This window comes from Glutamicibacter sp. 363 (assembly GCF_052379505.1).
In the GTDB taxonomy this organism is placed as follows: domain Bacteria; phylum Actinomycetota; class Actinomycetes; order Actinomycetales; family Micrococcaceae; genus Glutamicibacter.
Genome location: NZ_JBQSYR010000032.1, coordinates 1 through 26,325 on the forward strand (window position 1 = coordinate 1; position 26,325 = coordinate 26,325).

At 62.5% G+C, this 26,325-nt stretch carries 22 protein-coding genes and 1 pseudogene; 9 read left to right on the forward strand and 14 right to left on the reverse strand.

Annotated elements, in window-relative coordinates:
- A partial coding sequence (locus ACT3UA_RS16235; RefSeq protein ID WP_444617379.1) for an amino acid permease occupies nt 1-1,313 on the forward strand: 1,313 nt, incomplete at its 5' end.
- Between the two features lie 48 nt (nt 1,314-1,361).
- Here the strand turns inward: ACT3UA_RS16235 and ACT3UA_RS16240 are convergent.
- On the reverse strand, nt 1,362-2,117 hold the full coding sequence (locus tag ACT3UA_RS16240; RefSeq protein ID WP_096286868.1) for a hypothetical protein: 756 nt from the start codon (nt 2,115-2,117) through the stop codon (nt 1,362-1,364).
- Between the two features lie 225 nt (nt 2,118-2,342).
- On the opposite strand from ACT3UA_RS16240, the gene ACT3UA_RS16245 reads away from it, so the two are divergent.
- On the forward strand, nt 2,343-4,400 hold the full coding sequence (locus tag ACT3UA_RS16245) for a S9 family peptidase (protein ID WP_096286870.1): 2,058 nt from the start codon (nt 2,343-2,345) through the stop codon (nt 4,398-4,400).
- A 203-nt stretch (nt 4,401-4,603) separates the two neighbouring features.
- Nucleotides 4,604-5,340: pseudogene (locus tag ACT3UA_RS16250) on the forward strand (class I SAM-dependent methyltransferase).
- Nucleotides 5,341-5,348: 8 nt separating this feature from the next.
- Here the strand turns inward: ACT3UA_RS16250 and ACT3UA_RS16255 are convergent.
- The 6 genes from ACT3UA_RS16255 to ACT3UA_RS16280 form a co-directional block, all read right to left on the reverse strand.
- Nucleotides 5,349-7,913: a DUF5129 domain-containing protein gene (locus ACT3UA_RS16255; RefSeq protein ID WP_096286872.1), complete on the reverse strand. Its 2,565-nt coding sequence runs from the start codon at nt 7,911-7,913 to the stop codon at nt 5,349-5,351.
- Complete coding sequence (locus tag ACT3UA_RS16260; RefSeq protein WP_141393548.1) at nt 7,910-9,400, reverse strand: hypothetical protein; 1,491 nt, start codon at nt 9,398-9,400, stop codon at nt 7,910-7,912. The genes ACT3UA_RS16255 and ACT3UA_RS16260 overlap by 4 nt, the downstream gene beginning before the upstream one ends.
- 102 nt (nt 9,401-9,502) lie before the next feature.
- Complete coding sequence (locus tag ACT3UA_RS16265) at nt 9,503-10,924, reverse strand: dihydrolipoamide acetyltransferase family protein (protein ID WP_096286876.1); 1,422 nt, start codon at nt 10,922-10,924, stop codon at nt 9,503-9,505.
- A gap of 25 nt (nt 10,925-10,949) precedes the next feature.
- A complete protein-coding gene (locus ACT3UA_RS16270) occupies nt 10,950-11,915 on the reverse strand; it encodes an alpha-ketoacid dehydrogenase subunit beta (RefSeq protein WP_275542577.1) in 966 nt (321 codons plus the stop codon).
- Nucleotides 11,916-11,928: 13 nt separating this feature from the next.
- Nucleotides 11,929-13,074: a pyruvate dehydrogenase (acetyl-transferring) E1 component subunit alpha gene (gene pdhA / locus ACT3UA_RS16275; RefSeq protein ID WP_096286880.1), complete on the reverse strand. Its 1,146-nt coding sequence runs from the start codon at nt 13,072-13,074 to the stop codon at nt 11,929-11,931.
- A 121-nt stretch (nt 13,075-13,195) separates the two neighbouring features.
- Nucleotides 13,196-14,311, reverse strand: a complete 1,116-nt coding sequence (locus ACT3UA_RS16280; protein ID WP_096286882.1) for a histidinol-phosphate transaminase — start codon at nt 14,309-14,311, stop codon at nt 13,196-13,198.
- An 82-nt stretch (nt 14,312-14,393) separates the two neighbouring features.
- Here ACT3UA_RS16280 and ACT3UA_RS16285 point away from each other — a divergent pair, with 82 nt between their 5' ends.
- Nucleotides 14,394-14,780 (forward strand): phage holin family protein, encoded by a 387-nt coding sequence (locus ACT3UA_RS16285; protein WP_096286884.1) that lies wholly within the window; start codon nt 14,394-14,396, stop codon nt 14,778-14,780.
- Nucleotides 14,781-14,783: 3 nt separating this feature from the next.
- Here ACT3UA_RS16285 and ACT3UA_RS16290 read toward each other — a convergent pair whose 3' ends face one another.
- Both ACT3UA_RS16290 and ACT3UA_RS16295 read right to left on the reverse strand, forming a co-directional pair.
- Nucleotides 14,784-16,130 carry a hypothetical protein gene (locus ACT3UA_RS16290; protein WP_096286886.1) on the reverse strand — a complete coding sequence of 449 codons (1,347 nt, stop codon included), beginning with the start codon at nt 16,128-16,130 and terminating at the stop codon, nt 14,784-14,786.
- A 2-nt stretch (nt 16,131-16,132) separates the two neighbouring features.
- The gene (locus ACT3UA_RS16295) at nt 16,133-16,405 is read right to left on the reverse strand and encodes a hypothetical protein (RefSeq protein ID WP_141393549.1); all 273 of its coding nucleotides are present in this window, start codon (nt 16,403-16,405) and stop codon (nt 16,133-16,135) included.
- Nucleotides 16,406-16,564: 159 nt separating this feature from the next.
- Here ACT3UA_RS16295 and purB point away from each other — a divergent pair, with 159 nt between their 5' ends.
- Together purB and ACT3UA_RS16305 are read left to right on the forward strand one after the other, a co-directional pair.
- The gene (gene purB / locus ACT3UA_RS16300; RefSeq protein ID WP_096286890.1) at nt 16,565-17,971 is read left to right on the forward strand and encodes an adenylosuccinate lyase; all 1,407 of its coding nucleotides are present in this window, start codon (nt 16,565-16,567) and stop codon (nt 17,969-17,971) included.
- 156 nt (nt 17,972-18,127) lie between these two features.
- Nucleotides 18,128-19,009, forward strand: coding sequence for an SPFH domain-containing protein (locus tag ACT3UA_RS16305; RefSeq protein ID WP_096286892.1), 882 nt, complete (start codon nt 18,128-18,130; stop codon nt 19,007-19,009).
- A gap of 90 nt (nt 19,010-19,099) precedes the next feature.
- On the opposite strand, the gene hxlA is transcribed toward ACT3UA_RS16305, so the two are convergent.
- Nucleotides 19,100-19,723: a 3-hexulose-6-phosphate synthase gene (hxlA, locus tag ACT3UA_RS16310; RefSeq protein WP_096286894.1), complete on the reverse strand. Its 624-nt coding sequence runs from the start codon at nt 19,721-19,723 to the stop codon at nt 19,100-19,102.
- Nucleotides 19,724-19,774: 51 nt separating this feature from the next.
- Nucleotides 19,775-20,305: a 6-phospho-3-hexuloisomerase gene (gene hxlB / locus ACT3UA_RS16315; RefSeq protein WP_096286935.1), complete on the reverse strand. Its 531-nt coding sequence runs from the start codon at nt 20,303-20,305 to the stop codon at nt 19,775-19,777.
- Nucleotides 20,306-20,528: 223 nt separating this feature from the next.
- Here hxlB and ACT3UA_RS16320 point away from each other — a divergent pair, with 223 nt between their 5' ends.
- Nucleotides 20,529-21,905, forward strand: coding sequence for a helix-turn-helix transcriptional regulator (locus ACT3UA_RS16320; protein WP_096286896.1), 1,377 nt, complete (start codon nt 20,529-20,531; stop codon nt 21,903-21,905).
- Between the two features lie 36 nt (nt 21,906-21,941).
- Nucleotides 21,942-22,073 (forward strand): hypothetical protein, encoded by a 132-nt coding sequence (locus tag ACT3UA_RS16325; protein ID WP_255248452.1) that lies wholly within the window; start codon nt 21,942-21,944, stop codon nt 22,071-22,073.
- On the opposite strand, the gene ACT3UA_RS16330 is transcribed toward ACT3UA_RS16325, so the two are convergent.
- Nucleotides 22,070-22,828 (reverse strand): hypothetical protein, encoded by a 759-nt coding sequence (locus ACT3UA_RS16330; RefSeq protein ID WP_176484198.1) that lies wholly within the window; start codon nt 22,826-22,828, stop codon nt 22,070-22,072. The genes ACT3UA_RS16325 and ACT3UA_RS16330 overlap by 4 nt on opposite strands.
- Before the next feature lie 118 nt (nt 22,829-22,946).
- Entirely contained in the window at nt 22,947-24,389 is a 1,443-nt protein-coding gene (locus ACT3UA_RS16335) for an amino acid permease (protein WP_096286900.1), read from the reverse strand.
- Between the two features lie 130 nt (nt 24,390-24,519).
- Here ACT3UA_RS16335 and mmuM point away from each other — a divergent pair, with 130 nt between their 5' ends.
- Nucleotides 24,520-25,485, forward strand: a complete 966-nt coding sequence (gene mmuM / locus ACT3UA_RS16340) for a homocysteine S-methyltransferase (RefSeq protein WP_255248453.1) — start codon at nt 24,520-24,522, stop codon at nt 25,483-25,485.
- Between the two features lie 30 nt (nt 25,486-25,515).
- Here the strand turns inward: mmuM and xdhC are convergent, their stop codons facing one another.
- Nucleotides 25,516-26,325 carry a xanthine dehydrogenase accessory protein XdhC gene (gene xdhC / locus ACT3UA_RS16345; RefSeq protein WP_096286902.1) on the reverse strand — a complete coding sequence of 270 codons (810 nt, stop codon included), beginning with the start codon at nt 26,323-26,325 and terminating at the stop codon, nt 25,516-25,518.

The window sequence follows — 26,325 nt, forward strand, 5'->3', positions numbered from 1 at the left end:
TGAGCTACGCGGTCTGCGGCTTCTTCGCATTCCTGATCCTGCGCGCGCTGGGCGAACTGGTCATGCACCGCCCGACCTCGGGTTCGTTCGTTTCCTATGCCCGCGAGTTCTACGGCGAGAAGGCCGCCTTCGCCACCGGCTGGCTGTACTGGCTGAACTGGGTCATGACCTCAATTGTGGACATCACCGCCGTGGCACTGTACATGGCGTTCTTCGGCAAATACGTTTCCTGGATTGGCGCGGTTCCGCAGTGGGTCTGGGCGTTGGCGGCGCTTGCCCTGGTGCTCGGCATGAACCTGGTTTCGGTCAAGGCCTTCGGCGAGATGGAATTCTGGTTCGCCTTGATCAAGGTTGTCGCGCTGGTGGGCTTCCTGATTGTTGGCTGCTACTTCGTCATCTTCGGCACCCCGATCGACGGCCATGAAGTTGGCTTCTCCATTCTCAGCGACAACGGCGGACTGCTGCCCAATGGCTTGCTGCCGGTGCTGGTGCTCATGCAGGGAGTGGTCTTCTCCTACGCTTCGATCGAGCTGATCGGCACCGCGGCCGGAGAGGCAAAGGACCCCGAGAAGGTCATGCCGAAAGCGGTGAACACGGTGATCATCCGCATCGCGGTGTTCTACGTCGGCTCGCTGGTATTGCTTTCCTTGCTGCTGCCGTACACCGCGTACAAGGCCGGCGAATCCCCGTTCGTGACCTTCTTCGGCTCCATCGGCATTCAGGGCATGGACGTGGTGATGAACCTGGTGGTGCTCACCGCCGCGCTGTCTTCGCTGAATGCCGGCCTGTACTCCACCGGGCGCATTATGCGCTCCATGTCCTTGAACGGTTCGGCCCCACGCTTCGCCGGACGCATGAACAAGTCCGGTGTTCCTTTTGGCGGCATCTTGATCACCGCGGCCGTCGCGGTATTCGGCGTGGTGCTGAACGCCTTTGTTCCGGCCAAGGCCTTCGAAATCGTCTTGAACTTCGCCGCCGTGGGAATCTTGGCCTCCTGGGGCATGATCGTGTTGTGCCAGATGGCGCTGGTCAAGGCCGCCCGCCGCGGCAGCCTGGCGCGTCCGAGTTTCAGGATGCCGCTGGCGCCCATCTCCGGATGGGTAACGCTGGCCTTCCTCGCCGCGGTGCTGGTCATGATGGCCTTCGACAATCCGGTGGGCACCTGGACCATCGCCTCACTGGCGATCATCGTTCCGCTGTTGATCCTCGGCTGGTACGCCAGCCGGAAGCGGATCAACGAGCTGGCAAGCGCACGCCTGGCCGCAGAGCGCGCAAGCAATGACGACTCGGGAAATGAGAAGGCCCTGGTCTAATCACCCGGCAATGGTGTGGAGTTCCCTAGGGCTCCACACCATTGGTCTTTAACCTGCCGCATGGCGCACGGAGAGCAGGATGTTCTCGATGGTTCGATACTCTTCGCTGGCCAGGAAGTTGTCCACGCCCGCACGCGTGGGATCGTCACCGATCCCTTGATCCTCCAGATATTCTTCTTCCACCCAGAGCATCGGCGCCTGGCTGTCGCCGATCTTGAAATAATCCAGATCGGGTTGTTCGGTGCGCTCTTTCAGGACCTGGTCATCGACGAGCGCCAGGGAGAAACCGGTTTCCTTCTCGCCGTCTTCCTGGCTGGTGCCCGTCCAGAACTCGGCGATAAGACTCGTTGGAGTTTCCAGTGCGGGTACCGGAACTTCTTTGAGCAGCTCGCGCTCATAGAGGTTCATGTCGCCGTCCGGAGAGGTCGCGGTATTCGGGAGCAGGGTCATCACGTGTGCACCGCTGCGATCCTTGATCTCCCATTTGTCGTACTCGATGCATTCGCCGTCGCAATCTTCTTCTACGTACCACTCCGCGGGCAGCTGGAAACCGATGCCCATGATCTCTTGAGTTTGGGGTAGGTCGGTTTCACCGGTGCGAGCCGAATTATCGGATCCGTCGGCGCTCGGGCTCTGCGAGTCGCCGGCGCTTGGCGCGGGCGCTGTTTCCGAGGCGGACGGGACTTGAGTGTTCTCGCTCGGTGCCGGTTCCGGGCTTGGATCATTCGCCGAGCACGAAGCCAGCGCGAGCGCGGAGAGCGCCGTGAGCGACAGCAGCCGCAGCGATAGTTGTCGTTGTTTCACCTTTTTGCTCCTTAGCAGTCCCTGCAGGTCGGCGAGCCGGCCGGCACGCCGCGCTAAGCGGGTGCGGGGCCCCTTCGCTCCCACAATCCCCTATCCGGCACGCCATTCCAATATCAAAAGCATTAAGTCTTGGACGCAACTCGCGTGATGCGACGCAGCTTCTGCCCGGAACGCAGCTGTGCATTGCACTAGTACCTGAGCGGCAATAGTGGAATGATGTGTCCTATGGCACATGCAAAGCAACCATTTCATAATCTAGATGGCTACATCTCCCTTCCCCGGCTCGGCGGGCTGGCCCTCTCACCGGATGGCACCCGGCTAGTCACCTCGGTGAGCACGCTTGCCGAAGACTCCACAAAATACAGCTCTGCCCTCTGGGAGATCGACCCCAGCGGACACGAACCGGCCCGCCGGCTGACCTTTGGCGAAAACGGCGAATCTCAGCCGAACTTCACCGCCACCGGCGATCTGCTCTTTCTGTCCAAGCGCTCCTCCAAGGACGAGGCCAAGCCCGAAGCCTGGCTGCTGCCTAAGGCGGGAGGCGAGGCACGGTCCATTCTGTCGCATCCGGCAGGCATCGAATCGGTCACCACATTCGCCCGGAACCAGAAGGACCTATTGGTGCGCGCCGCCGGGCTGCCCCGCGCAAAGGACCTGGAACACGAGGAAAAGATCCTCGGCGAGCGCAAAGAGAAGAAGATCTCCGCCATCCTGCACAGCAGTTATCCGGTGCGCTATTGGGATGCGGACCTTGGACCGCAGACACCACATTTCTATGCAACCCGGCTGCCGGAAAGCTCAAGCACCGACGCCTGCACGCTCAAGGACCTTACCCCCGGGATCGGTGCGAATCAGACAGAAGCTGCGTTCACCGCCGCGGATAGTGGCGAGTTCCTGATTACCGAGTGGATGATACCGGAAGGCCGCGGCTCGGTGGCTACCGGATTGATGCGCATCGATCTGCATTCCGGCGAACAGGAGATGCTCCTGTCTCCGGATCAGGACTACGAGTACACGGTAGGCAAGATCAGCCCGGACTCGACCAAACTGATCTACTGCCGTTGGACCCGCTCCACACCCGAAACCGCTCCGGTGATGAGCCTTTGGCTTATGGAACTGGCCAGCGGAGAATCCCATGAAATCGCAGTGGGCTGGGACCGCTGGGCGGAAGATATCATCTGGTTCCCTAACGGCCACTCGCTGCTGATCGTCGCCGACGAGCACGGGCATAGCCCGATCTTCCACCTGTCGCTGGACCGGGACAAGATCACTCGCCTGACCGATACCGGAGCATACGCCAACGTACTGATCAGCCCGGATTCACGGACCGCTTACGCACTGCGTTCATGCTACGAATATCCTGCGGAACCGGTGGCGGTGGAACTTACCCACCTCTCGGACCTGGAAGAGAATGAATACGCGCGGGTATCCGAGCTGCGCTCCCCCGCACCGCGGCCCGAGCTTCCGGGCACGCTCACCGAGGTCACGGCCACCGCCGAGGACGGAACCCCGGTGCGCGCCTGGCTGGCGCTTCCCGAAACTGCCGGCCCGAAATCCAAGGCGCCATTGCTGCTGTGGGTTCACGGCGGACCGCTGGGCTCATGGAATGCCTGGAGCTGGCGTTGGAATCCTTGGCTGGCGGTGGCCCAAGGGTACGCGGTGCTCTTGCCCGACCCCTCGCTGTCTACCGGCTACGGCCAGGAGTTCATCCAGCGTGGTTGGGGGCGTTGGGGATTCGAGCCCTATACGGATTTAATGGCCATCACCGATGCGGCCGAGTCCCGCCCGGATATCGATGAGACCCGGACGGCGGCCATGGGCGGATCGTTCGGTGGCTACATGGCCAACTGGATCGCCGGGCATACCGATAGGTTCAAGGCCATCGTGACTCATGCGAGCCTGTGGGCGCTGGAAGGTTTCGGCAAGACCACCGATGCCTCGTTCTATTGGACACGCGAGATGAGCAAGGAAATGATCCAGGTCAATTCCCCGCATAACTCTGTTGCGAACATTGTGACGCCCATGCTGGTGATTCATGGCGACAAGGACTACCGCGTACCCATTGGTGAGGGCTTGCGCTTGTGGTACGAATTGTTGGCCGAGTCCGGGCTGCCGCAGGAGGCGGACGGAACCACCGCCCACCAGTTCTTGTACTTCCCAGATGAAAACCACTGGGTCCTCAGCCCGCAGCACGCCAAGATCTGGTACCAGGTGATCTTCGAGTTCCTTTCACAAAATGTCTTGGACAATGAGCCCAGCCCGTTGCCCGAGGTGCTCGGCTAGCCAATGCCGCTTGCTCCGACGACGGCCATGCCTCCCCTGAATTCTCGGGAGCTTGGCCGTCGCTCTCGCTTGGCTACCTGCGGTGCCCGCCCGCCGGGGATGGCGCGGCCGCAGGTAGCGCCCAGCATCTTCAGCTGATATCCCAAGGTGCGCTGAACCAAGACTCTTCGGCCAGCGGCAGCTGCTTGTGCAAGTATTACTGCATGGAGCTCCCAGATGTAGAAGTGAAATCCGCCGCTGCGGCCTACGACGCCATTGCCGATGGCTATACCGCCGAAAATGATTCAAGCCTGCTCAACGAATACTACAATCGCCCTGCAATCCGCGCGCTGCTTGGCGAGGTCGAAGGCCATCACGTGCTGGACGCCGGGTGCGGATCCGGCCCGAATATTGCCGATCTGCTTGAACTCGGAGCTACCGTCATCGGCATCGACGGCAGCGCCGCAATGCTCGACATTGCCCGCGATCGGCTCGGCCCGAGGCGGACCTGCGAGTGGCCGATCTAGCTGCGCCACTGCCCTTCGCAGACAATACCTTCGATGACGTGATCTGCTCGCTCTCGTTGCACTATCTCGAAGACTGGCAGGACACCCTGGCCCAGATGAGACGCGTGCTCAAACCCGGCGGTCGCCTGATTCTCTCGGTCGAGCACCCGTTCGCGACCTGGCTAGGCCAACGTGAGGCCGGAGTGAAGACAAACTACTTCGAAACCCGTTCAAGGACCGAAAACTGGCAGATGAACGGGCAAGAAACCGAACTGACCTTTTGGGACAGGTCCTTGTCGGCCATGCTGACATCTTTCCTAGCAGCAGGTTTCCGGCTGACGCACCTCGAAGAGCCCGCCCCTTCTCCAGAAGCCGTGGAGAAGTTCCCTGAATTTTTCAACGGCCGCCAAGACCCGCGGTTCCTCGCCTTCCTCTTTATTGTTTTGGAAGCCTGATACCGAAATTATCCGGGAAGGGTGACCGAGGCTGGCTCATCTCCGCCAGCACCACGAGTCGCGGCCACCAGGGCCTTGGCGCGGCGGGCAATATCTGCATCGCGTTCACCCAGCATCGCCACCAAGCGTTCCAGGTGGGCCACTCGGTGAGCATATGACTGGTGCAAGCGTTCGGACAAGGGAAGCTGCGAGAGTTCTTCCGCTTCGTGCCACGCCATCACCAGAGCACGTTCGAAGAGCCGCTGCCCGGCTTCATCCGCACGCCCTCGGCCGCCGGAACCGAGCACCGCCACCGCGTTGAGCTGTGCGTCGTCCAAGCCGAGCATCAACGTTTCGAGCTGCTTCTTCGACCGAGCCAGGGCTCCCGCGCCGCGTCCGAATCGGCTGATGCGGGTCGTGGCACCGAGCAGGTACCGCACGAAGAGCACCAGGTTGACGACGGTGAAGAAGAACATGAAGCTGAGCATCCAGAAGAGACCCGCGGTGGAGAACCCAGCCCGCTCATACCCATTACGTTCCAGCGCCTCGTTGTAGTCATCCAGGGTCCCGGCGACCTCCATCTCCAAATACCTGGATTCACTGATCGACCCGTGTTCCCAGGCGTTCAGGCGGCCCCAGGAATACTCGCCACGTTGCACCTCGGAGCTGATGATTCCCGGAACGACGGTCCTTTCGGCGTCGGTGACCAGTACCGGGATGATCGCTTCCTCCGGGAGAAGCTCACCGGTTACCGGATCTACTTTGTCCTTGAATTCACCCTTCAAACGCCATTTGGCCTCCAGGATGCTGACGGGCAGAACATCGCGGAAGGTGCTCCCGGGCTCCGGGGGACGGAATTTAAGATAGCTTTCGGCATCTCGTACCGCGAGGGTGAAGCTGCTGTCGCTTTCGAAGTCGGTGTCCATATAGTGCAGGACGTCTTCTTCGACGAGCATCCCCGCTGGATCATCGACCTCAAAGCTCACGCCTTGTCCGCTGCCCTCGCTGGCGAGCTCGGGTCTTGCGGTCAGCTTGGCCACCATTAATCCGGCGGCAACCATGCTGCCGATCAGCGTCAATGCCGCCAGAGCAATCAGCAGCCCGCGACGGCGCGGAGCCGGTTCCTCGGTACCGGCGGTACCTCGCTTTCCCCGAGCCGAAGCAATCCCGGTGCTGGACTTGGCGTCCTCACCGGGCGCTTGCCTCCCGCCATCCGAGGCGAGGGTGTCCCCCAGCGTGGCGCGCACCAGGGCATTGGCCAAGCGCAGGTGGTGCAAGGCGCTAGATTCTTCCGGGGCTTCGAGGCCCAGGCTTTCACGCAGTTGCCGATGATCTTGGGAAATCTGCGCCGCTGCGGGTATCCGGACGTGCGGATAGCGGCGCAGCGAGGTGATCAGCGTGCGGGTGTGCCGCGCAAGCCGCTGTTCGGCTTCGCGCCACCGGGCGACCGCCTGCTTGCTGTCGGTGTCCCCCTTCGAAGCATCCAACAGCTCGCCAAGCTCCGCACGCAAAGTCTGCAGGTCCTGGCCCGCGACCATTCGCCCTGGCGCTTGATCCAGGCGAATCAGCAATGCGGTAGCTGCATCATAGATCGGGCGGCTGAGCTTATCGAAGGTGCTTCCGGTTCCAGCGAGATTTGCGTGAACCGACCCGGCCCCCATCAGCGAATCGGCCAATTGAGTGAGTTTCCGACTGGTGTTTTCAAATTCGGCCAGTTTGGCACCAGTGTTCTGGTTCAGGGCCTCAGCTTTGCTGAAAAGCGAGGTCACCAGCGGGTCTTCGTTGCGTGCCGCCTGCAAGGACAGGCTTTGCAGGTCGTTCCAGTTTTTGCTGAACCCTGCTGGACGGGAATTCTCCGGCGCGGCAGCATAGGTCGCTTCCAAAGCTTCGAGGTCTAGGACTACTCGAGCCAGTTTGCGTTGCGCGGCAACCAAGCGACGATATCGGGAGCTCCAGCGCGAGCGGTAGCGCAGCGCAAAATACAGCAGCACCGCGGTCAGCATGGCGCATAAGCCAATCGCCCCAAACCAATACAGCGGATTTTGCACCGGGACATCCGAGAGCACAATCGCCGCGCGTTCGGCCGCGGCAATCACCGCTTGCGGTCCGTGGCCCAGGCCGACATTGTCCCAAAAGGCATTGCTGATTTCGAAGCGGGCATCCGAATACTCGTCGTCTCCGGAAACGAACTCGGATTTCAGCGCACTGCCATGGAACCGCTGATCAACGTTCAGGTTTTCGGTTTCAAGGTTCTCCAACTGGGTGGAGAGCAGAACGTCGTAGCCCGGCAGCTCGCCGCGCAGAAGCTCATCCCCGCTGAGATACCTGTCGGTGACGGTGAGCGTCAGCGGTCTATGCGACTTGACGGGATGTTTTTCAAGTGCCGCGTCCACCGTGGACTGGCTGATGTTCCACTCGTGCGACCCCTCGACGATGATCGACACCTCGTGCAGTGGCTCCTCCGGGATCGAGGTGTACCCACGCACGGCCACCAGCGTGGTGATGATGGCCAGGAGTATTGCGCCAAGTGCCGCCCAGGACCGCGGGCGGCGTAGTCGACGACCACGAGAATCGAGCATTTCGCGCCGGCTCATGGATGCTCCTGTGGGTTCTCGACGGCCAGCTCTTTAGCCCGTGTGTACGCGCGGTCCACGATGCTCAGCGGATCGGAGTAGAGCTTCGCGGCCCGGTCACCGAGCATGCGCTCGCGCAAGGAGTCGATGAGTTTCAAATTTGCGGCCCTAGCCTGTTGAACGGCTGTCGCCTGTTCGCGCTGCAGATCGACTCGCATGATCCACAGCTCATCCAGTACCTGCGCAGTACTTTGATCTCGATGTCGGCTTCCGCCAGCCCGTTGGCGCACCTCGTCCAGCCGGTTGGTGTGCTCGATGATCAGTGTGCGCAGTCGTGGCACGCACTCCAGTTGCCCGGCGGACGGTATGTTGAGGAATTGTGCGGTATCTTCGAGCCGTTCGCGCTGGGTGAGCACGATGGCCTTCCAGTCGTCCCTGTTCCGGAACTTCGAGTCAAGCAGGCTATTGAGCGCTTTGCTCCCCGCGACCAGCACCTCCTGATCGGCCAAGGCGCTTTCCATGGTTGCCAACCGATCAACATCGAGCGGACCGCCATCTTGGTATTGTTCTGCCAATTGGCGGGCGCGGGCATTAAGCGGTGGAATCGCGGTACTAATTGCCGCGCTCGCCTGCGCGCTGGGTCCTTCCGGGTTGCCGGCAGCTGGGCGCGCGCCGTGCTTCTCCAGTCGCAAGGCGCGCTGGCGGAGCAGCTCCACGAGCATGTCACCGCGTTTGCTGCGCGCCAGGGCAGCGGCTGCACGATGCTTGCGATGGCGCGCGATCAAGGTGGCGATCACCGTTGCGACCAGGATCAGGCCTAGCACGCCGAATCCAATGACTTTTGTGGTGGTGCTGTCTTTGGGTGCTTTCAGCTCGGTGGCGCTGGCCCGTGCCACCTCGATGAGGCCTCGGGTGTAATTCTGGGCATCGAACTGCTGCCGGCCGGTCCCTTGGACGCGGTCTTCGGCGCCCGAACCGACGGGCGTGACGTTGCGGCCCGGCTCTACCGAAACCTCAGTTGGTGCTCCCGGGGTTTCGGGCAGCATCACCCCGACAACGATCCAGCCTTTGCCGACATACCCCAGCTCTTTGCCGTTTTCCAGCCAGTCATCGCTGAGCGCGTCGCTGTCACCGAAGAGCAGCAATCCGCGCACCAGCTGGGCGGCTCCGGTGAGGTTGTTTGGTTCCTTGTCGACTCCAACCAGAATCTTTGCATTTGAAAGATCCATGGATTGGCGTACCTGATCGAGAATTTCTTGCGTATCGACCGAACTTTGAGCCGCATCGCTCACCGCAAGGTAAAAGTTCTCTTGCTGCGCGGTGATACGCGGAATGAGGATTGGTTCTTCGTCTTCCGCCGGGGCGCTTGACTGCACAGTGGGGTAAACCGGCTCTGACCGGAGGTCTTGGGCCTGCGCTGGGATTGGCAACGCGAGAAGCGCCAACGGCAGCAGGAGCGCTGCTCCGAATCGGGGCCAGGAACGGACTGCAGCGAACGGTCGAGTCATAGTGCCCCCGAGTATATCAATAAGGGTTTGAGTAACCGGGCGCGGGAAAACCCGCCATGCCAGGTACTCATGGCACCTGGCATGGCGGGTTGATTTCACCGCTTAGTCCAGCAGCATGGCCGGTTCTTGCATAATCGAGGCGACGTCGGCCATGAAGCGGGCCGACAGGTCGCCGTCAACCACGCGGTGGTCGAAGGAGCCACCGAGGGTGGTGATCCAGCGGGGCACCACTTCGCCGTCGACAACCCATGGCTTCTGGCGGATCGTGCCGAAGGCGACAATCGCTACCTCGCCCGGATTGATGATCGGGGTTCCGGTATCAATGCCCAACGCACCGATATTGGTGATGCTCAACGTGCCGTCGCGCATCTCTTCCGGGCTGGTCTTGCCTGCTCGGGCCGTGGTGGCCAGCTCGTTGAGGGACATCGCGAGCTCACGCATGTTCAGCTCTTGGGCGTTCTTGATATTCGGAACCAGCAGCCCACGCGGGGTGGCCGCGGCGATGCCTAGGTTCATGAAGTGCTTCTGGTGGATCTCCGCACCATTCTCGGTCTCCACCCAGGAGGCGTTGACCGAGGGGTTGCGTGCGGCCGCCCAGATCACTGCGCGGGCCAGCACCAGCAATGGGGAAACCTTGATGCCTTCGAAGTCGCGGGACTTCTTCAGCCGCTGTACGTACTCCATGGTGCGGCTTGCATCCACGTCTACGAAGATCGAAACGTGCGGGGCGCTGAAGGCGGAGTCCACCATGGCCTTCGCGGTGGCCTTGCGCACCCCGCGAACCTGGGTGCGTTCGATCAGTGCGCCGCCTTCGGCGCCGTGCCCCCAGTAGGTTGGTGCCGCGTCGCGCTCGGCTTCGCGCTGGCCCTGGTAGCTATTGACGTCTTCGCGGGTGACCTCACCCTGCACGCCGGTACCGACGATCTCGTTGATGTCCACGCCAAGGTCCTTGGCCAGCCGGCGCACCGGGGGCTTCGCAAGCACCCGGTCGACGAAGTTGGCCATGGCGGGCTTGCGGCGGTCGACCTCGCGGGCCACCGCCTGCCCCAGGCCCTGGGCGCGGCGCGAGATCGTATCTGCCAGGCCGGCGGCGCTGGCGCCCCCGCGAGGTGGGGTGGTCCGCGCATCGGTGGCCGAGGGCGCCGGACGGCTGGTGCGCTTGCGGCGTACCGCAGAGTCCGCTGTCGGGCCGGAGCCGACCAACGGGCCAGGCTCCTCGGAGGCCACCGGGGTTTCGGTGTTGGCGGCTTCCAAAGGTTCGGGGACACCTGTAGGTGGCACCGGGTCGCCTTCTTCGTTGATGGTGATCAGCGGCTGGTCCACCAGCACGGTGTCGCCTTCGCCCGCGTGCAGTTCGGTGACTACCCCGGCAAAGGGGCAGGGAAGCTCGACCAGCGATTTGGCGGTTTCGATTTCCACGAAGATCTGGTTGACCTCGACGGTGTCTCCCACGGAGACCTTCCAGGAGGCGATATCGGCTTCGGTTAGCCCCTCGCCCACATCGGGAAGATTAAAGACAGTCATGTTTTTCTCCTTGGTTCCTTAGCGCTTAGTAAGCGAAGGAGCGGTCGAGGGCTTCGAGCAGCTTGTCGATGTCCGGCAGGTACTGGGATTCGACCTTTGAGATGGGGTAGGGCATGTGGAATCCACCGACGCGAAGCACCGGTGCTTCCAGGGACAGGAAGGCGCGTTCGGAAATGCGCGCGGCGATTTCGCCACCGAGACCGCCAAAGGTCGGCGCTTCGTGGGTGATGATCAGCCGTCCGGTCTTCTGCACCGATTCGGTGATGGTGTCGAAATCGATCGGCGAGAGCGAACGCAGGTCGATCACCTCAACCGAGCGGCCGTCCTCGCGGGCGGCCTCCGCGGCAGCCAGCGCGATGGGGACCAGCGGGCCGTAGGCGACGATGGTTGCGTCTTCTCCGGGGTGGACTATCTGGGCCTTGAAGGCGTCCAGCGCCGGAGCCTCGGTATCAACCTCGCCCTTGAGCCAGTAGCGGCGTTTGGGTTCAAGGTAGATGACCGGGTCCTTGCATTCGGCGGCCTGCTGGATCATCCAGTAGGCGTCGTGCGCGTTGGAAGGAGTGATCACGCGCAAACCCGCGGTGTGCACGAACAGGGCTTCCGGAGATTCGGAGTGGTGCTCAATGGAACCAATGCCGCCGCCATAAGGAATGCGGATGACCACGGGCACGGTCAGCCGTCCCTCGGAGCGGGCATGCATCTTGGCCAGCTGGGTGGTGATCTGGCTGAAGGCGGGGAAGACGAATCCGTCGAACTGGATCTCCACCAGCGGGCTGTGTCCACGCAGTGCCATGCCGACCGCACCGCCCACGATACCGGCTTCGCCCAGTGGGGAATCGATGACGCGGTAGGCACCGTACTTGTCGATCAGTCCTTCGGTGATGCGGTACACGCCGCCGAGGCGTCCGATATCTTCGCCCATGAGGATGGCGCGGTCATTGGATGCAAGTACCTTGTCCAAGCCATTGGTGATGGCCTTGGCAAGAGTCATGGTTGTCGTCAATTTACTTCTCCCCCTGTCCGGCTTCATCCGCGAACCCGGCTTCGTAGTCCAGATGCCATTGCAGTTCTTCCTGGACCAGTGGGTGAGCTTCGGCGTACACCTGCTCAAAGGACTTGGACAGCGGCGGAACGGGGAATGCCATGGCGTCCTTGCGGACCTGGGCGGCCATCGCGTCTCCGTCCTGTTCGAGTTGTTCGAAGAACGCTTCGTCGACGATGTTGTTCTCCCGCAGGTACGTTTCCATGCGGATCAGCGGATCCTTCGGCGCCCAAGCCAGCTCTTCTTCGCTCTGCCGGTACTTGGTCGGATCATCTGCGGTGGTGTGCGCGCCGAGGCGGTAGGTGACCGCTTCGATCAGCACCGGTCCCTTGCCGCTTCGGGCATGCTCCATGGCCCAGCGGGTGACCGCCAGGACTGCAAGCACGTCATTGCCGTCAACGCGGATACCAGGCATGCCGTAGCCAGCGGCGCGGGCGACCAGAGGGACCTTCGACTGAACTTCGAATGGCACCGAAATGGCCCACTGGTTGTTCTGGCAGAAGTACACCACCGGTGCGTCGAAGGAGTTGGCGAAAACCATCGATTCGTGGGTTTCGCCTTCGGTGGAGGAACCGTCACCGAAGTAGGTGAGCACCGCGTCGCCCTGTTCGGCGCGCTTCGCTTCATCCCAGCCATGCTGTTCAAGATTAATCGCCATGCCGTAGCCGGCGGCATGCGGCAGCTGGGCGGCAAGCACCATGGTGTACATGTGGAAGTTGTTTTCCCGTGGATCCCAACCTCCGCCGGAAATGCCGCGGAACAAGCGCAGCATCTCGGAGAAGGAGACATTGCGGGTGAGCGCTACACCGTGTTCGCGGTAGGTCGGGAAGATGTAGTCCTTCGGGCGAGTGGCTCGGCCCGATCCGATTTGCGCCGCTTCTTGCCCACGCAGCGGGACCCAGAGGCAGAGCTGACCTTGGCGTTGCAGGGCCGTGGCTTCTTGGTCGAACCTGCGGGTCAACGCCATGTCGCGGTAAAAACCACGCAACATGTCATCGTCAACATCGCCCAAATACGAATCATAAGTTTCGTTGGGCAGACGCTGGCCTTCCGGGGTCAGGATCTGAATCAGGTCCTGGTCCGTTGCCTCGGTTGCGGCACGCGGCATAAAACTTCCTTCGATCAATTATATGCCCCATAAGGAATACATTCCCTGCGGGACATATAGCGGCTTAACTAATGAACAGCCTATATCTCAAGGCGTCTAAAACGCGAGAATTAGAAGCAGGTCAGCTCTGCTTTAAATCGAGAGAATTCTTGCATAATTCGATGATCCGGTCGTTGGCCGCGGGCTCGGCGATCGAGATCCGCACGCCCTCACCGGCAAACCCGCGAACCGACAGCCCCTGGGCTTGGGCTCGTTCGGTGAAAGCCTGTGTGTTTCCGCCTAGCGGCAACCACACGAAGTTCGCCTGGGTTGCCGGGAAATCCCAGCCCAGGGCCTTCAATGCAGCCACCACGCGTTCGCGCTCCTGCACCAAGGTGTTGACCCGCTCAAGCACCTTGTCGATGTTTTCCAGCGAGGCGACGGCGGCATCTTCCGCCACTGAAGAGACCGCAAATGGTGTGGCGACGACACGAATATTGTCGGTGATTTCCGGGTGCGCGACGCTGTAGCCAACCCGCAGATTCGCCAGTCCGTGCGCCTTGGAGAACGTGCGCAACAACACCACGTTTTCATTCTCGCGGTAGGTGTTGACGCCGTCTACCGCTTCGGGATCGCGCACAAACTCGATGTAGGCCTCGTCCAGCACGATCAGCACATTACGCGGCACGCGCGTTATGAAGTCATCGACCTCGACCTGGGTCAGGATCGGGCCCGTGGGGTTGTTCGGCGTGCAAAGCAAAATGACCGAGGTGTTTTCATTGACCGCTTCGCTCATCGACTCAAGATCGTGGCGGCCGTCATCCAGCACGGGGATTTCTACCGGCAGCGCGCCTGCGCTCTGCACCAAAATTGGGTACGCCTCGAAGGAGCGCCAGGCATAGATCACCTCGTCCTGGACGCCGTCTTCGTTCTGACCGGCAAAGGTCGTGAGAATCTGCACCAGCGCGCCGAGCGATCCTGCACCGGTGACGATATCTTCGGCTGGAACGTCGAGGTAATCGCTGAGGCAATCGCGCAGCTTTGTGGAGAGGCTGTCTGGATAGCGGTTCAGCGCGTCCTGTTCCATGACCGCTCGACGCACCTCATCCAATGGGCCGAAGGGGATCTCATTGGAGGACAACTTGAAGGATTCAAGTCCTTCGACTGCTGCAGGGGGTTTGCCGGCAGCGTATTTTGGCAAGCGCGCAACTATTGAACGAGGTTGCACCAAATCTTGGGTCACGGGGTTCTCACTCATACATCAAAGCCTAGCCCTCGGTAGGTCAATCGGCAGATTCTTTGCTCACCGTGCTTTCAGTCTTTTATGGCAAAGTTGTCCCATGAGCTTTTTGATTCGAGTCATTGTTAATGCATTGGCCCTTGCCGCTGCGGTATGGATTGTCCCCGGAATCCAGATCAGCGCCATCAGCGAAGGCCTCCTTGGATCCGTGATCGCCTATTTGATCGTGGGCGTGATCTTTGGCCTGATCAACGCGTTGGTGCGGCCGATAGTCTCGTTCTTCTCGATGCCGATCACTTGCCTCACCTTGGGCCTGTTCACCGTGATCATTAATGCGCTGATGCTGATGCTGACCAGCTGGCTAACTCAGTTCACGCCGGTGGGCCTTAACATCGACGCATTCTGGTGGGACGCCATTGTCGGCACCATCATCATCTCAATCGTTTCGGCAGTCCTTGGCTTTTTCGTTGGCAAGGAAAAGCGCTAAGCGCTAGCGGGCTGAGCCGTATTTCTCTTCCTCCCAGTTTTCATGCTTTGTGTTTCGCGGGCGCTCTTTGCGTTCGATCTTGATTTTGCGAAATTTCAGAGGCCCCGGAGGAAGCGCGAATTCCCGCATATTTTCGTGCAGATCCGGGATCGGGCTCTCCACTATCTCTTCGAGATGATCTCCGTAATTATCCAGGTCGTGCGGTTTGCCGAACAGCCCCTCGTCGAGTTGTTCCTCAAACCTCGGACCGTCAAATTTTACGGTGATTTGATCCTTTTTGCGCTTGTTTTCTACCCCGTCGGTGCCCGGAACCATGTCTTTGGAATCCTCAATCGACAGGCTTCGAATGTCCTCGGGAAGGTTTATGTGGCCAATGGGAGAACCGAGGGTCAGCATCTTTTCCATCTTGAACTTCTTGCGCAAGAACCTGTTCTTCATCAGATTCGCAATATGAATCCCACCTTGCGAGTACCCGCTGAGGATCACCTCGTCGCCCTCGCGTGCGCCAGTGATTTGCAGGGCCTCGTTGATCGGTCCGGCGAAGTTGTCCGATTCGAAGCTGAACGCATCGATGATGCCGTAGGTGTCAAAGGGATTATTGCCGTTGCCCTCCCCCTGAGTCCCAGGAAGAATGACGAGATAAACATTTTCTCCATCTTTCTCGGCCTCGGCGATAAGAATCTGCCCATCATCATTGGGCCCGGCATCGTTGAGAATCTTGTGAAGCTGGTAGTAGCTGTTCAGCGTGCCGTCAACCTCAACCTGTTCCACCGGTTGGGCCTCGCCGAGGTTGAGCTCCTTGCTCCGCAAAGGTCCCCAGGTAGAGATTAAATCGGCCAATTTCTCGGTCGTTTCGTGCATCATCAAAGGCTGCGGGCGCGCAAACCCAAACCGGTCCCGTGGCGAAGAGAGCAAGACAAAAAGCTTGAGCAGCGTTTCCATATCCCTGGTCGGCGGGCGGGAATCGTTGTTGCGCGTGTTATTCCAAGCGTCCACCAGAATCTGCCACTTGGCAGAGACCAGAATCGAGTTTTCGATGCTGGTCTCTGCCCTGACGTAGTTCTCGATTGCTGCGCCCACTTTCTCCTCCAACCTCCGGGCATCGATCACGGCCTCGGTCGAGTGGTGGTAGCCGGTGCGTAATTTGTCCGCCAGAATCCCCAGTGAATAACCACGGTTACCGATTCCGTTGACCAAGCATTGGGATTGTGCTTCCTGTTGGCATTCTTGCGCGCGCACCGAGGCCCTCAGCAGTTGCGTCTCAACACTTTGGAGCTGTCCGTAGACTTGTTGGCAAATCTGAGCCGATTGGGCGTAATCCAAGGAGTTGTAATTGACGTCATATCCCATGGCTAGGAGGCCATTCGCTGGTTGAGGATCTCCGCTTCTAACGCGTTCATCTCCCTGATGGCCAAGGACAGATACGATTCGGCTTCGCCCAGCGCTTTGGTAAGTCCCACGAGCCTGTCACTGAGTTGGCTCACCTCCGAGGCAAACGCCTTGCCTGCCGAAGATCTCCAAGTCAGCGAGCCGATTGAAGAGAGCTGTTCGATGGCGAAACGCGTTGTTGACTGGGCGTCATCCAGCTGGAAGGCCACCGAATCCAGGGTCGCCTGAAACATCATGATTAGCTCCAACCCGTAATTCTCCACCGGTGAATCGGTGAAAATCTGCTTTCATCTTCGCCCTGTTGCGGCTTCTTTCGGCCCGTTTGGGCACCGGCTGTGGAAAGAAGGATGTGTGTAAAAGATGTGATGTGCACGCAGTGATGAAAGAATATGAGCATGGCTGAGATTGCGCGCACTTCCCTTGCTAATGAACCCCTGGCACTTGGTGCCCTCGACGGACGCTACCGCAGCGCGGTGGCACCGTTGGTTGACTACCTTTCCGAAGCGGCGCTGAACCGCGATCGTGTTCACGTGGAGATCGAATGGTTGATCCACCTGGCCGAGAACTCCGTGCTGCCGGGCACTTCCCCGTTCACCGCCGAGCAGCAGGCCGCCCTGCGCAAGATCGTCACGGACTTCAACGCCGACTCGGTGAAGGAACTGGCCGAGATCGAGGCGGTTACCGTCCACGATGTGAAGGCAGTCGAGTACTACATCGCTAACCGTCTGGATGCTATCGGCATTGGCAACCTGAAGCCGCTGGTGCACTTCGGCTGCACTAGCGAAGACATCAACAATCTCTCCTACGCGCTGGGTGTCCAGGGCGGAGTCACCCAGGTGTGGTTGCCTGCAGCCCGCGATCTGGTGGCCCAGCTGACCAAGATGGCCGAAGAGTCCCGCGACGTTCCAATGCTTTCGCGCACCCACGGCCAGCCTGCTACCCCCACCACCCTGGGCAAGGAACTGGCAGTTCTTGCCTGGCGCCTGACCCGCCAGCTGGATCGCATCGAGAAGACCGAGTACCTGGGCAAGATCAACGGCGCCACCGGCACCTACGCCGCCCACTACGCCTCGGTTCCAACCGCGAACTGGCAACAGGTTTCACAGTCCTTCGTCGAGCACCTGGGACTGACCTGGAACCCGCTGACCACCCAGATCGAATCCCACGACTGGCAGGCAGAGGTCTACGCCGACATCGCACGCTTCAACCGCATCCTGCACAACCTGTGCACCGATGTGTGGAGCTACATCTCCATCGGCTACTTCGCTCAGATTCCTGTGGCCGGAGCCACCGGCTCCTCGACCATGCCGCACAAGGTGAACCCGATCCGCTTCGAGAACGCCGAAGCTAACCTGGAAATCTCCAACGGCCTGCTTGACACCCTGGGTGCCACCCTGGTCACCAGCCGCTGGCAGCGCGACCTGACCGACTCCTCTTCGCAGCGCAACATCGGTACCGCCATCGGCCACTCGGTGCTTGCCATCTCGAACGTCGCCAAGGGCCTGGATCGCTTGGATGTCGCCGAGGCGGTACTCGCAGAGGATCTGGACCACAACTGGGAGGTGCTCGCCGAGGCTATCCAGATGGTCATGCGAGCCGAATCCATTGCCGGCGTTGCAGGCATGGACAATCCCTACGAGCGCCTGAAGGACCTGACCCGCGGACAGCGCGTGGACGCGGTCCGCTTGAAGGAATTCGTTGGCGAGCTGGGCTTGTCGGCGGACGCCGAGGCTCGTTTGCAGCAGATGACCCCGGGCAGCTACACCGGTATCGCCTCGCAGCTGGTTGACCACCTGAAGTAGTCTTCCCCCGCAACGGCCGTGAGTTCCCATCGGGCATTCACGGCCGTTGTCGTATCCGCACGCAGCGGTACGTGAAACATCACTCAGCGTCCCTCGAATCCTCCAGATGGTACATCGCTTAGACTTTAAGTGTTCATCACATCTAGGAAGAGGAACATGTTTCTCACAGTTCTCATCATCATTGGCATCCTTCTCGGGCTGTTCTTTATCTTCGGCAGCGCGGGTATGAAAGCCGGTACGAAGTCCAAGGGAAATACCCGATTAACCGGCATCGGCATTCTGGTCGTTTCGCTGGTTGTTCTCGGATTCGCCTCAGCCACCATCGTTCAGCCACGCACCGTCGGGGTGAAGATCGCCCTGGGCAAGCCGACCGCCGTCATCGGCAACGGCTTCCACCTCAAGGCGCCGTGGGAAACCGTGGAGAAGCTCGACGGTTCGGTCCAAAACGATGTGTACTCTTCGAACAGCGCCATCCCGGTCCGCCTGGGAAACAATGGCAAGGCGAACGTCGACGCCTCGATCCAGTGGCAGTTGAAGACCGACGACGCGATGTCCGTGTTCCTGGACTACCGCACCTTCGAAGGCATCCAGTCCAACCTGGTGGATCGTAATTTCCGTGCCGCATTGAACGAAGTCATGGCGAGCTACGACCCGCTGGCGTATACCGATCCAGCCGATGGAGGCCAGGATCTCGAGGGCCTGGCCAAGTCCGTGCGGACCAAGATGCAGGAAAAGGTCGGCACCCAGATTGACATCCGCTCGGTAACCCTGCCGATCATCAACTTCGATGAGCCGACGCAGAATCGCATCAACGAGCTGCAGGCCGAAACCGCGAAGACCCGCATCGCCGAGCAGCGCAAGCAAACCAGCGCCGCCGAGGCCGAGGCCAACAAGATCCTCGAGCGGTCCATCACCCCCGAAACCCTGACATCCAAATGCTTGGACATCGTCGCAGAATCGGGCAAGAGCCCGATCGGCTGCTTCCCCGGCGGAGGCGTCCAGCCAATCACCATGGTCGGTGGCGACGAGGACAAATAACAACAAGACGCACGGCCCCGGTGGAGCCGTGCGTCTTGTTGTGCAATTCCTGGTGGCTCCATTTTATCGATGCCACCGAGGTTTCGTACCTTAGACCAATGCGGCCTTGAGCTCGCGGGCCGCGGTCGCCGGGTCGGCCGCACCATAGATGGCGCCTCCGGCCACCGCCACCTGGGCCCCGGACTTCTGCACCTCGGCGATCGTGCTGATGCTGACCCCGCCGGCCACCGAGAACGGAACTGCTGCGATCGCCCCCGCGCTGAGCAGGCCAGTCAGGTCGTAACCGGGCTGCGCCTGCTCGTCCAAGCCGGCGTGGAACTCGACAAACTGAGCTCCCAACGCGATGACTTCCTTCGCACGGGCGGCCTTGTCCGCGATGCCGATCAGATCGACCACAATGCCCTTATTGCGCTCCTTGGCAGCCTTGACGGCGCCCGCCACGGTGGAGTCGTCTGCGCTGCCAAGCACGGAGACCAGATCCGCGCCGGCAGCGAAAGCGATGTCGGCTTCCAGCTCGCCGGCATCCATCGTCTTCATGTCGGCGAACACAATCTTGTCCGGGTGGGCGCTCTTGATCGCGGCAACCGCCGAGAGGCCCTCGGCCTTGATCAGCGGGGTGCCCAGCTCGATGATGTCGACGTATGGGGCGACCTTTGCCGCCAGCTCCAGAGCATCCTGGGTGGTCAGCAGGTCGATGGCAACTTGGATTTTCATGGTGATCTTCTTTCGGTTGTTGTGTTTTTCAAGGAGGATTCGCGGCCCGGGCTATTCCAGGTTGGCGTGCCGCAGCCACAGCTCTTCGGCCGGCAATTCCGTGCTGTTCCAAAGACAGTGGAATAGCGATTCGGTGAGCAGGAAGAGCGACTGCTCGAAGAGGCTGCCCGAGTACTGCTTGCTCTTCGCCGAACCGTGGTCCGTCTTGCACGCGGCCGGCACCTGCACGATTGCGGTGGCCAGGTGCGCCAAGGGCGAGCCCGGGTCCGTGGTCACCGCGGCGACGCACGCCCCGAGATCAGCTGCCGTCTGGGCGCTTCTGACCACCCCGGAGGTGGTGCCCGAGCCGGAGGCCACCAGCAGCAAATCCCCCTCGGTGATGGCCGGAGTGGTGATATCACCGGCCACGTGCACCGTGAGGCCCAGATGCATCAGCCGCATGGCGGCCATGCGCAGCACCAGCCCGCTGCGCCCGGCACCGGCGACGAAGATCCGCTTGGCCGAACTGGCCAGCTCGGCCACCGCTGCGACCTGGCCGGGATCGATGGCCTGCATGGTCTCAGCGATCTCCGCCTGAATCATTTCCTGCGCGGCTACAACATGATTTGCGGTGCTTGCCTCCGCCTTAGTTCGCAAAGTACCCAAGCCATTCCTCTCGATGGTCGCTTCGGTGCCCGTTGCGGGCCTCGCCGTGTCTACAATCCATCCTCACGGATCTGCCGGGTGGGCAATACACCATCTTGTGACGGCTTTTCCTACCCATTCGGGTAGGCTGGCCAGGCTCGAATGGAATACACTCACTGTCATGGTTTCTCTCCACGAGCTCATTGGACGCGACCCGAATTCCGATGCCAGGCTCTGGGAGCTTCTCGATTCGCTGTCGCTGCTGGCTACCGCGCCGCTGCTGCAGATCGCCGAACGGCTGCATGCGTCCTTGCAGCCGTGGGTCAAATGCTCCGCGCTGCTGATCTTCACCGAGGAGTGCACCGGCCGGCCGCAGAAGAAGGCGGGAAGCGAAGCAATCACCTCCCGGGTGACCATTGCCGAATTGGACCAGCTGCGCAGCTCCCACCCGGAGCAGGACCGGTGGCGGGGCACCGCAGGGATTAGCGGGGCCCCGCGCGAAGTCCTTGCCTTGCGCTATCCGCCGAGCAATGCGCTACTCGTGCTGACTGATCCGGTAGTGGTGCAGGAGCCTGCCGAGTCCGGCAGTTCTCGTGATCTGCTTGATTACCTCTGGCAGCTCACGGCAGCCCGGATCCGCGAAAAGGTCGCTGACGCGCCGCCCTCCTACTTGCGTGAATCGCGGGCCGTATCGGCCGAACGCACCCGGGTGACCACCGAACTGGTCGACCAGTACTCCACCAGCCTGGACCTTCTGCTGGCCACCTTGCGCAGCACGCAGCTCAGCGATGCGCTGGCACGTGCCAAGGCCACCGACCTGGCGGCGAAGACCCTGGTGGGCTTGCGGTCCCTCGATGACCGGATCAATGGCATGGCCGAGGAACCGGTGGGCAGCGCCTTTACCCGCTTGCGCGAGGACCTGCGCCCCTTGAGCGAATCCGGCGGAGTGGAACTGCAATTCATCGAGCCGCCCGCCGATGGCAGGGCCTTGCCCGGAGAAGTCGCCTACGCGGCGCGCTCGATCATGCGCGGGCTGGCGCTGGTCATGATGGATCAAGAACAGATCCACCGGATTCGTGCCCAATGGGACTGCGACGGTGAGAACCTGCTGATCAACATGCGTGACGACGGACGCGGCGCCATGGATCAAGCGTCTCCGACTATCGAGCGCCTGAACCGTCAGGTGCAAGCCCTGGCCGGGCGGATGGAGCTGGAAGTCATCTCCGAGTGGGGCACCGACGTCTCGATCGTGCTGCCGCTCGATGCGCCGCAGAGCATGCCCGCCGATCTGGCCCAATGGAAGCTGGCCGCCCGGGAATTCGAGGTGCTCCAACTGCTGGCGGCGGGGCAGGGAAACCGCGCGATCTCCGCAGCCCTGGGCATCAGCGAGAATACGGTGAAGTTCCATGTCCGCAACCTCTTCAAGAAGCTGGATGTGCGTTCGCGCGCCGAGGCAGCGGCGCTGGCCCATAGCCGCGGCGTGCCGGATGCCGCTAGCGGGAAGCGCTGGGGCGAGGCCCCTGGAACCGTCAAACATCCACGAGCCGCAACGGAATAGGGGCCGGGGCAGCCTGATCGATGGCAGTGTTCCATCATGCCGGGCAAGATCGTGTTCGTGGTGGCCGGCGGACCGATCTTCAAGATCTCTTTCCCGCAGGTCAAGAGCCACGAGTTCCCGCTGGCAGCGGGTTCAGGATGCACGGCGGCCGCTCCATGCCAGTGCTAGAACTCGAAGTCCCCGAAGCTTCCTCCGGCACCGCCCAGGAAGTCCCCGAACGCGCCACCGGCCTGGTCGCCCAAGCCCTCTCCGGCCGCGGAGAACTGTTCGCCGGCTCCGGCGAAGGAATCGCTGAGCCCCTCGGCCGCCGAGCCGAATTCCTCGCCGATCCCCGCGAAGCCATCGAGCAGCGGTCCGGCGATCGCGGTGCCGATGAAGGCTCCGGCCACACCGCCCAGCAGGCCGATTCCGAGCCCGCCGGCCGCGCCGGCGGCCATGCCGCCCATGGATTTCCGTCCCGAACCGCCCCGCGAGAGGAGCTTGTCCATGAAGCCCGGGCGGGATACCTCGGCGCGGGTGGCGGCCCGGGCCAGATCCTCCGGCCGTTGCGAGGCCGGGCGCTCTGCGGCCGGCAGCTGCTCGGCCAGCTCGGCGTGCAGCAGCTCGCGCTGCGACACCGTCAACCGGGCAAAAGCCTCGCTGTGGGCGCGTTCCATATCCTGCGGCGGCGCGGTGCGCAGCATGTAGCGGTACTTCTCGATCGCCGCCTGGTCCTCGCGTGATGCGCCCTGGCTACCGGCCGTCCGCGGCTGCACCGAGCCTTGCTGGTTCGGGTAGTCCCGGTTTTCGTACCCGGATTGGCTTCGGCTGTCGCGCGGATCCTGCTGGTTGTTTTGCTGGCCGGTGGAGCTGCGCTGGTTCAGCTGTTCCCGGACATACTCCCCGGCCAGCTGCTTTCCCTTGCGCAATAGCTTGTCGAACATTGCCACAACGTCCTCATTTCCTTGGTGGATCCGCGGCACGATTTCCGCCCGCCTCGGCCCCGTTAAACTCCCCAGAGCCGCGCAGAGTTCCCGGGTCCGGCGTTTTCACAGCGCCCGCTCAGCGGGCCGGGGTGAACACCCCGGCCCCGTGGCGCCAGCGGTAGTAGCCCAAGCACAGCAGGGTGAAGGGCACCCCGAACCAGAGGGCCGGGCGCTGCACGGGGTCGAAGGCCACACCGACCAGCGAGGCGCCCAGCAGAAGCAGCGCCAGGATCGGAAGCAGCGGGAACAGCGGGGCCCGATAGGGCAGCGAATCGGTGCCGCCGTGCACCGCTACATGGTGCCGGCGGAAGGACAGGTGCGAAGCGCAGATCACGATCCACACCGCCACCACCGCAAACCCGGAGATGGAGACCAGCGCCAGGAACAGCGAGTCCGCGGCGATGACCCCGGAGAGCAGGGAGGCCAAACCGCCCAGCAGCGACAGGCACAGCGCCAGCATCGGCACGCCGCGGCGGTTGGTTTTCGAGAGCACCGCCGGGGCTTGGCCTGCGGCGCCCATTGCGTGCAGCATCCGGGCGCAGGAATATAGTCCGGAGTTGCCCGCGGAGAGCAATGCAGTGATGATCACGAAGTTCATGATGTCGGCCCCGGCCGGCAGCCCCGCGGCATCCAGCACCGTGACGAATGGGCTCTCGTTTGCGCCCGCCTCGGCGAAGGGAACGATCGCGGCGATCACCACGATGGCGCCGATGAAGAACACCGCCAGGCGCACCACGGCGGTGCGGATGGCCCGCGGGATGCTCAGTTCCGGGTTCTTGGCCTCGCCGGCGGCCACACCGATCAGCTCCGTGCCGCTGAAGGCATAGAACACCGCCAGGATGGTGACCAGCACGCCGCTGATCCCCGTCGGGAACAGCCCATCGCCGGTATCGAAGTTCGCCAGGCCAAGCGGGCCCGCCTCGCTGGCCGGGTTGATGCCGAGGATCGTGGCCGCGCCGACCATGATCATGAGCACCACGGCGGCCACCTTGATCAGCGAGAACCAGAATTCGGTTTCCGCGAAGACCTTCGAGGACACCGCGTTCAGCGCGAACAGCAGGGCCGCGAAGAGCAGGGCGAACACCCAGACCGGCACCGTGGGGAACCAGCGCTGCATGAGGATGCCCGAGGCGGTGAACTCGCTGGCCAGCGCCACCGCCCAGCACATCCAGTACAGCCAGGCTGTAGTGAAACCCCAGGCCGGGCCGAGGTCGCGGGTGGCGTGGGCGTGGAACCCGCCGGCCACCGGATGGCGTGCGGACAGCTCCCCGAGCCCGCTCATCACCATATAGGCCACCAGCGCGCCCACCGCGTAGGCCAGCACGGCGCCCAGCGGTCCGGCCTGCGCAATCGTATAGCCCGAAGAGACGAACAGCCCCGAGCCGATCACCCCGCCCAGCGCGATCATCACCAGGTGGCGGGAGGTCATGGTTCTGCGCAGCCCGGATTCGCCGGGCGAAACGCCCGGAGTAGAGCGGGCGGGAGGCTGCTGCGCCGGCGGCGCGCTGAGCTCGGACATGGGGGCTCCTTCTGAAATGAATGCGTTTGAAGAATAACTGCCGTGCCCCCTGCTCCGCGCAGCCCTCGTCATGGCCTGTCACGGACCGTCATAATCGGTCATCAACCCATCGCCGGGTTACCCTCGGAAAGTGAAAAATCCCAGTGAAACCCTCAATTTCCGCGAGGCGCTGAGCGCCGCAGACAGCGCGCCGCTGCTCCTGGACGGCGGGCTCGGCACCCATCTGGCGCAGCGCGGCAATGACGTGAGCGGCGAACTGTGGTCCGCGCAGATCCTCAAAGACCGCCCCGAGGAGGTCCGCGCCGCCCACGCCGACTTCTTCGCCGCCGGCGCGCAACTGGCCACCACCTGCTCCTACCAGGTCAGCATCGATGGCCTGGCGAACGCCAGCGGCGGTGCGGGCACCGAGCAGGCCGCCGCGCAGGCCGAGGAGCTGCTGCGCACCAGCGTGCGGCTGGCCCGCGAGGCGGCGAACGGTTCACCGGCGCGCTGGGTGGCCGCCTCGGTGGGACCCTACGGCGCCGGTCCGGGGTCCGGCACCGAATACGACGGAGCCTATGGGCGCACCGTCGCCGAGCTGGCCGACTGGCACCGCGGGCGTCTGCGGGTCCTGGCCGATGCCGGCGCAGACGTGCTGATCTGTGAAACCGTGCCGAGCCTGGCCGAAGTCCAGGCGCTGGCCGGGGAGGCGGCCGGATTGGACCTGCCGGTGCTGCTCAGCCTCGCGGTGCGCACCGCCGCGGACGGACAGCTGGTGCTGGGAGACGGCAGCGACCTGCGCGAGGCGGCCCGGATCGCCAACGATTCCGGCGCCTTTGCCGCGCTCGGCGTGAACTGCTGCCCGGTGCCCGTGGCCGTCTCGGCCCTGAAGGTGCTGCGCGAGCTGACGGATCTTCCGCTGCTGGCCTACGCGAACAGCGGCGAAATCTGGGACCGCGAGGCCCGGAGCTGGCTTCCGGGGACCCCGGGCACCGATCTGCCCGGAGCGGTGCCCGAACTGATCGCCTCCGGCGCACGCATTATCGGCGGGTGCTGCCAGGTCGGCCCCGAGCAGATCACCCGGGTCGGCAGCGAACTTCGGCGCGTCCAGAGCTGATGCCGGTGGCCGGCGGCGGATCACATGATCTCAGGCATGCACCTTGCTGGTGGAACTGATCCTGGCCAGCAGCTCGGCGGCCACGCTGACGGCGATAGCCGCCGGCTGCTTGCCCGAGACCTGGGGCAATCCGATGGGGCATTGGATCTGCTGGATTTTCGCCTCGCCGTGACCGCTGGCGGCCAGGTTCTTCCGGAAGCGGGCCCATTTGGCCTTCGAACCGATCAGCCCGATCGATCCGAGCCCCGGATGCCGCAAGGCTGCATCGCACAAATGGAAATCCTCGGCATGGTCGTGGGTCATGATCAGCACGTGGGCGCCTTCCGGAAGGCAGCTCAATACCTGCTCGCCCAGCACCGCCACCTGCGCATGCACACGGGCCACGCCGGGTTCCATAGCCGCCAGCGACTGGAGGAACTCGGGACGCGAGTCGGTCAGATGCAACTCCAGCTCATGCCGGGAGAGGATGCGGGCAAGTTCCATTCCCACGTTGCCGATCCCGAAGATCGCCACGGTGGCCGGCACCGGCAGAGGCTCCAGCAGCAGGCTCACCTCTCCCCCGCAGCATTGGCGCCCGTATTTTGCCGGGGCTTTGTCGTTCAGCCGCAGGCTCATGTCCTGCGGCTGGCTTTCGCCCTGCGCGAGCATTTCGCGGGCCCGTTCCATGGCCGCCATCTCCAGATTGCCGCCGCCGATGGTGCCGAAGATTTCGTCCGCCGCGATCACCATCTTCGCGCCGGCTTCACGCGGGGCATGGCCGCGCACGGCGGTGACGGTGACCAGCACCGCCGCGCGCCGCTCATTGCGCAGTGCCGTCACCGCTTCGATCCAGGACAGCAT

Bases quoted from the DNA above. Each gene is read 5' to 3' on its own strand.
- ACT3UA_RS16290 (WP_096286886.1), bottom strand. From the start codon at position 16,130: ATGGGATATGACGTCAATTACAACTCCTTGGATTACGCCCAATCGGCT.
- purB (WP_096286890.1), top strand. From the start codon at position 16,565: ATGGCTGAGATTGCGCGCACTTCCCTTGCTAATGAACCCCTGGCACTT.
- ACT3UA_RS16245 (WP_096286870.1), top strand. From the start codon at position 2,343: ATGGCACATGCAAAGCAACCATTTCATAATCTAGATGGCTACATCTCC.
- ACT3UA_RS16295 (WP_141393549.1), bottom strand. From the start codon at position 16,405: ATGATGTTTCAGGCGACCCTGGATTCGGTGGCCTTCCAGCTGGATGAC.
- ACT3UA_RS16325 (WP_255248452.1), top strand. From the start codon at position 21,942: ATGCCGGGCAAGATCGTGTTCGTGGTGGCCGGCGGACCGATCTTCAAG.
- xdhC (WP_096286902.1), bottom strand. From the start codon at position 26,325: ATGCTGTCCTGGATCGAAGCGGTGACGGCACTGCGCAATGAGCGGCGC.
- hxlA (WP_096286894.1), bottom strand. From the start codon at position 19,723: ATGAAAATCCAAGTTGCCATCGACCTGCTGACCACCCAGGATGCTCTG.
- ACT3UA_RS16270 (WP_275542577.1), bottom strand. From the start codon at position 11,915: ATGACTCTTGCCAAGGCCATCACCAATGGCTTGGACAAGGTACTTGCA.
- ACT3UA_RS16320 (WP_096286896.1), top strand. From the start codon at position 20,529: ATGGTTTCTCTCCACGAGCTCATTGGACGCGACCCGAATTCCGATGCC.
- ACT3UA_RS16260 (WP_141393548.1), bottom strand. From the start codon at position 9,400: ATGACTCGACCGTTCGCTGCAGTCCGTTCCTGGCCCCGATTCGGAGCA.
- ACT3UA_RS16305 (WP_096286892.1), top strand. From the start codon at position 18,128: ATGTTTCTCACAGTTCTCATCATCATTGGCATCCTTCTCGGGCTGTTC.
- ACT3UA_RS16280 (WP_096286882.1), bottom strand. From the start codon at position 14,311: ATGAGTGAGAACCCCGTGACCCAAGATTTGGTGCAACCTCGTTCAATA.
- ACT3UA_RS16335 (WP_096286900.1), bottom strand. From the start codon at position 24,389: ATGTCCGAGCTCAGCGCGCCGCCGGCGCAGCAGCCTCCCGCCCGCTCT.
- hxlB (WP_096286935.1), bottom strand. From the start codon at position 20,305: ATGATTCAGGCGGAGATCGCTGAGACCATGCAGGCCATCGATCCCGGC.
- pdhA (WP_096286880.1), bottom strand. From the start codon at position 13,074: ATGCCGCGTGCCGCAACCGAGGCAACGGACCAGGACCTGATTCAGATC.
- ACT3UA_RS16330 (WP_176484198.1), bottom strand. From the start codon at position 22,828: ATGTTCGACAAGCTATTGCGCAAGGGAAAGCAGCTGGCCGGGGAGTAT.
- ACT3UA_RS16285 (WP_096286884.1), top strand. From the start codon at position 14,394: ATGAGCTTTTTGATTCGAGTCATTGTTAATGCATTGGCCCTTGCCGCT.
- ACT3UA_RS16255 (WP_096286872.1), bottom strand. From the start codon at position 7,913: ATGAGCCGGCGCGAAATGCTCGATTCTCGTGGTCGTCGACTACGCCGC.
- ACT3UA_RS16265 (WP_096286876.1), bottom strand. From the start codon at position 10,924: ATGACTGTCTTTAATCTTCCCGATGTGGGCGAGGGGCTAACCGAAGCC.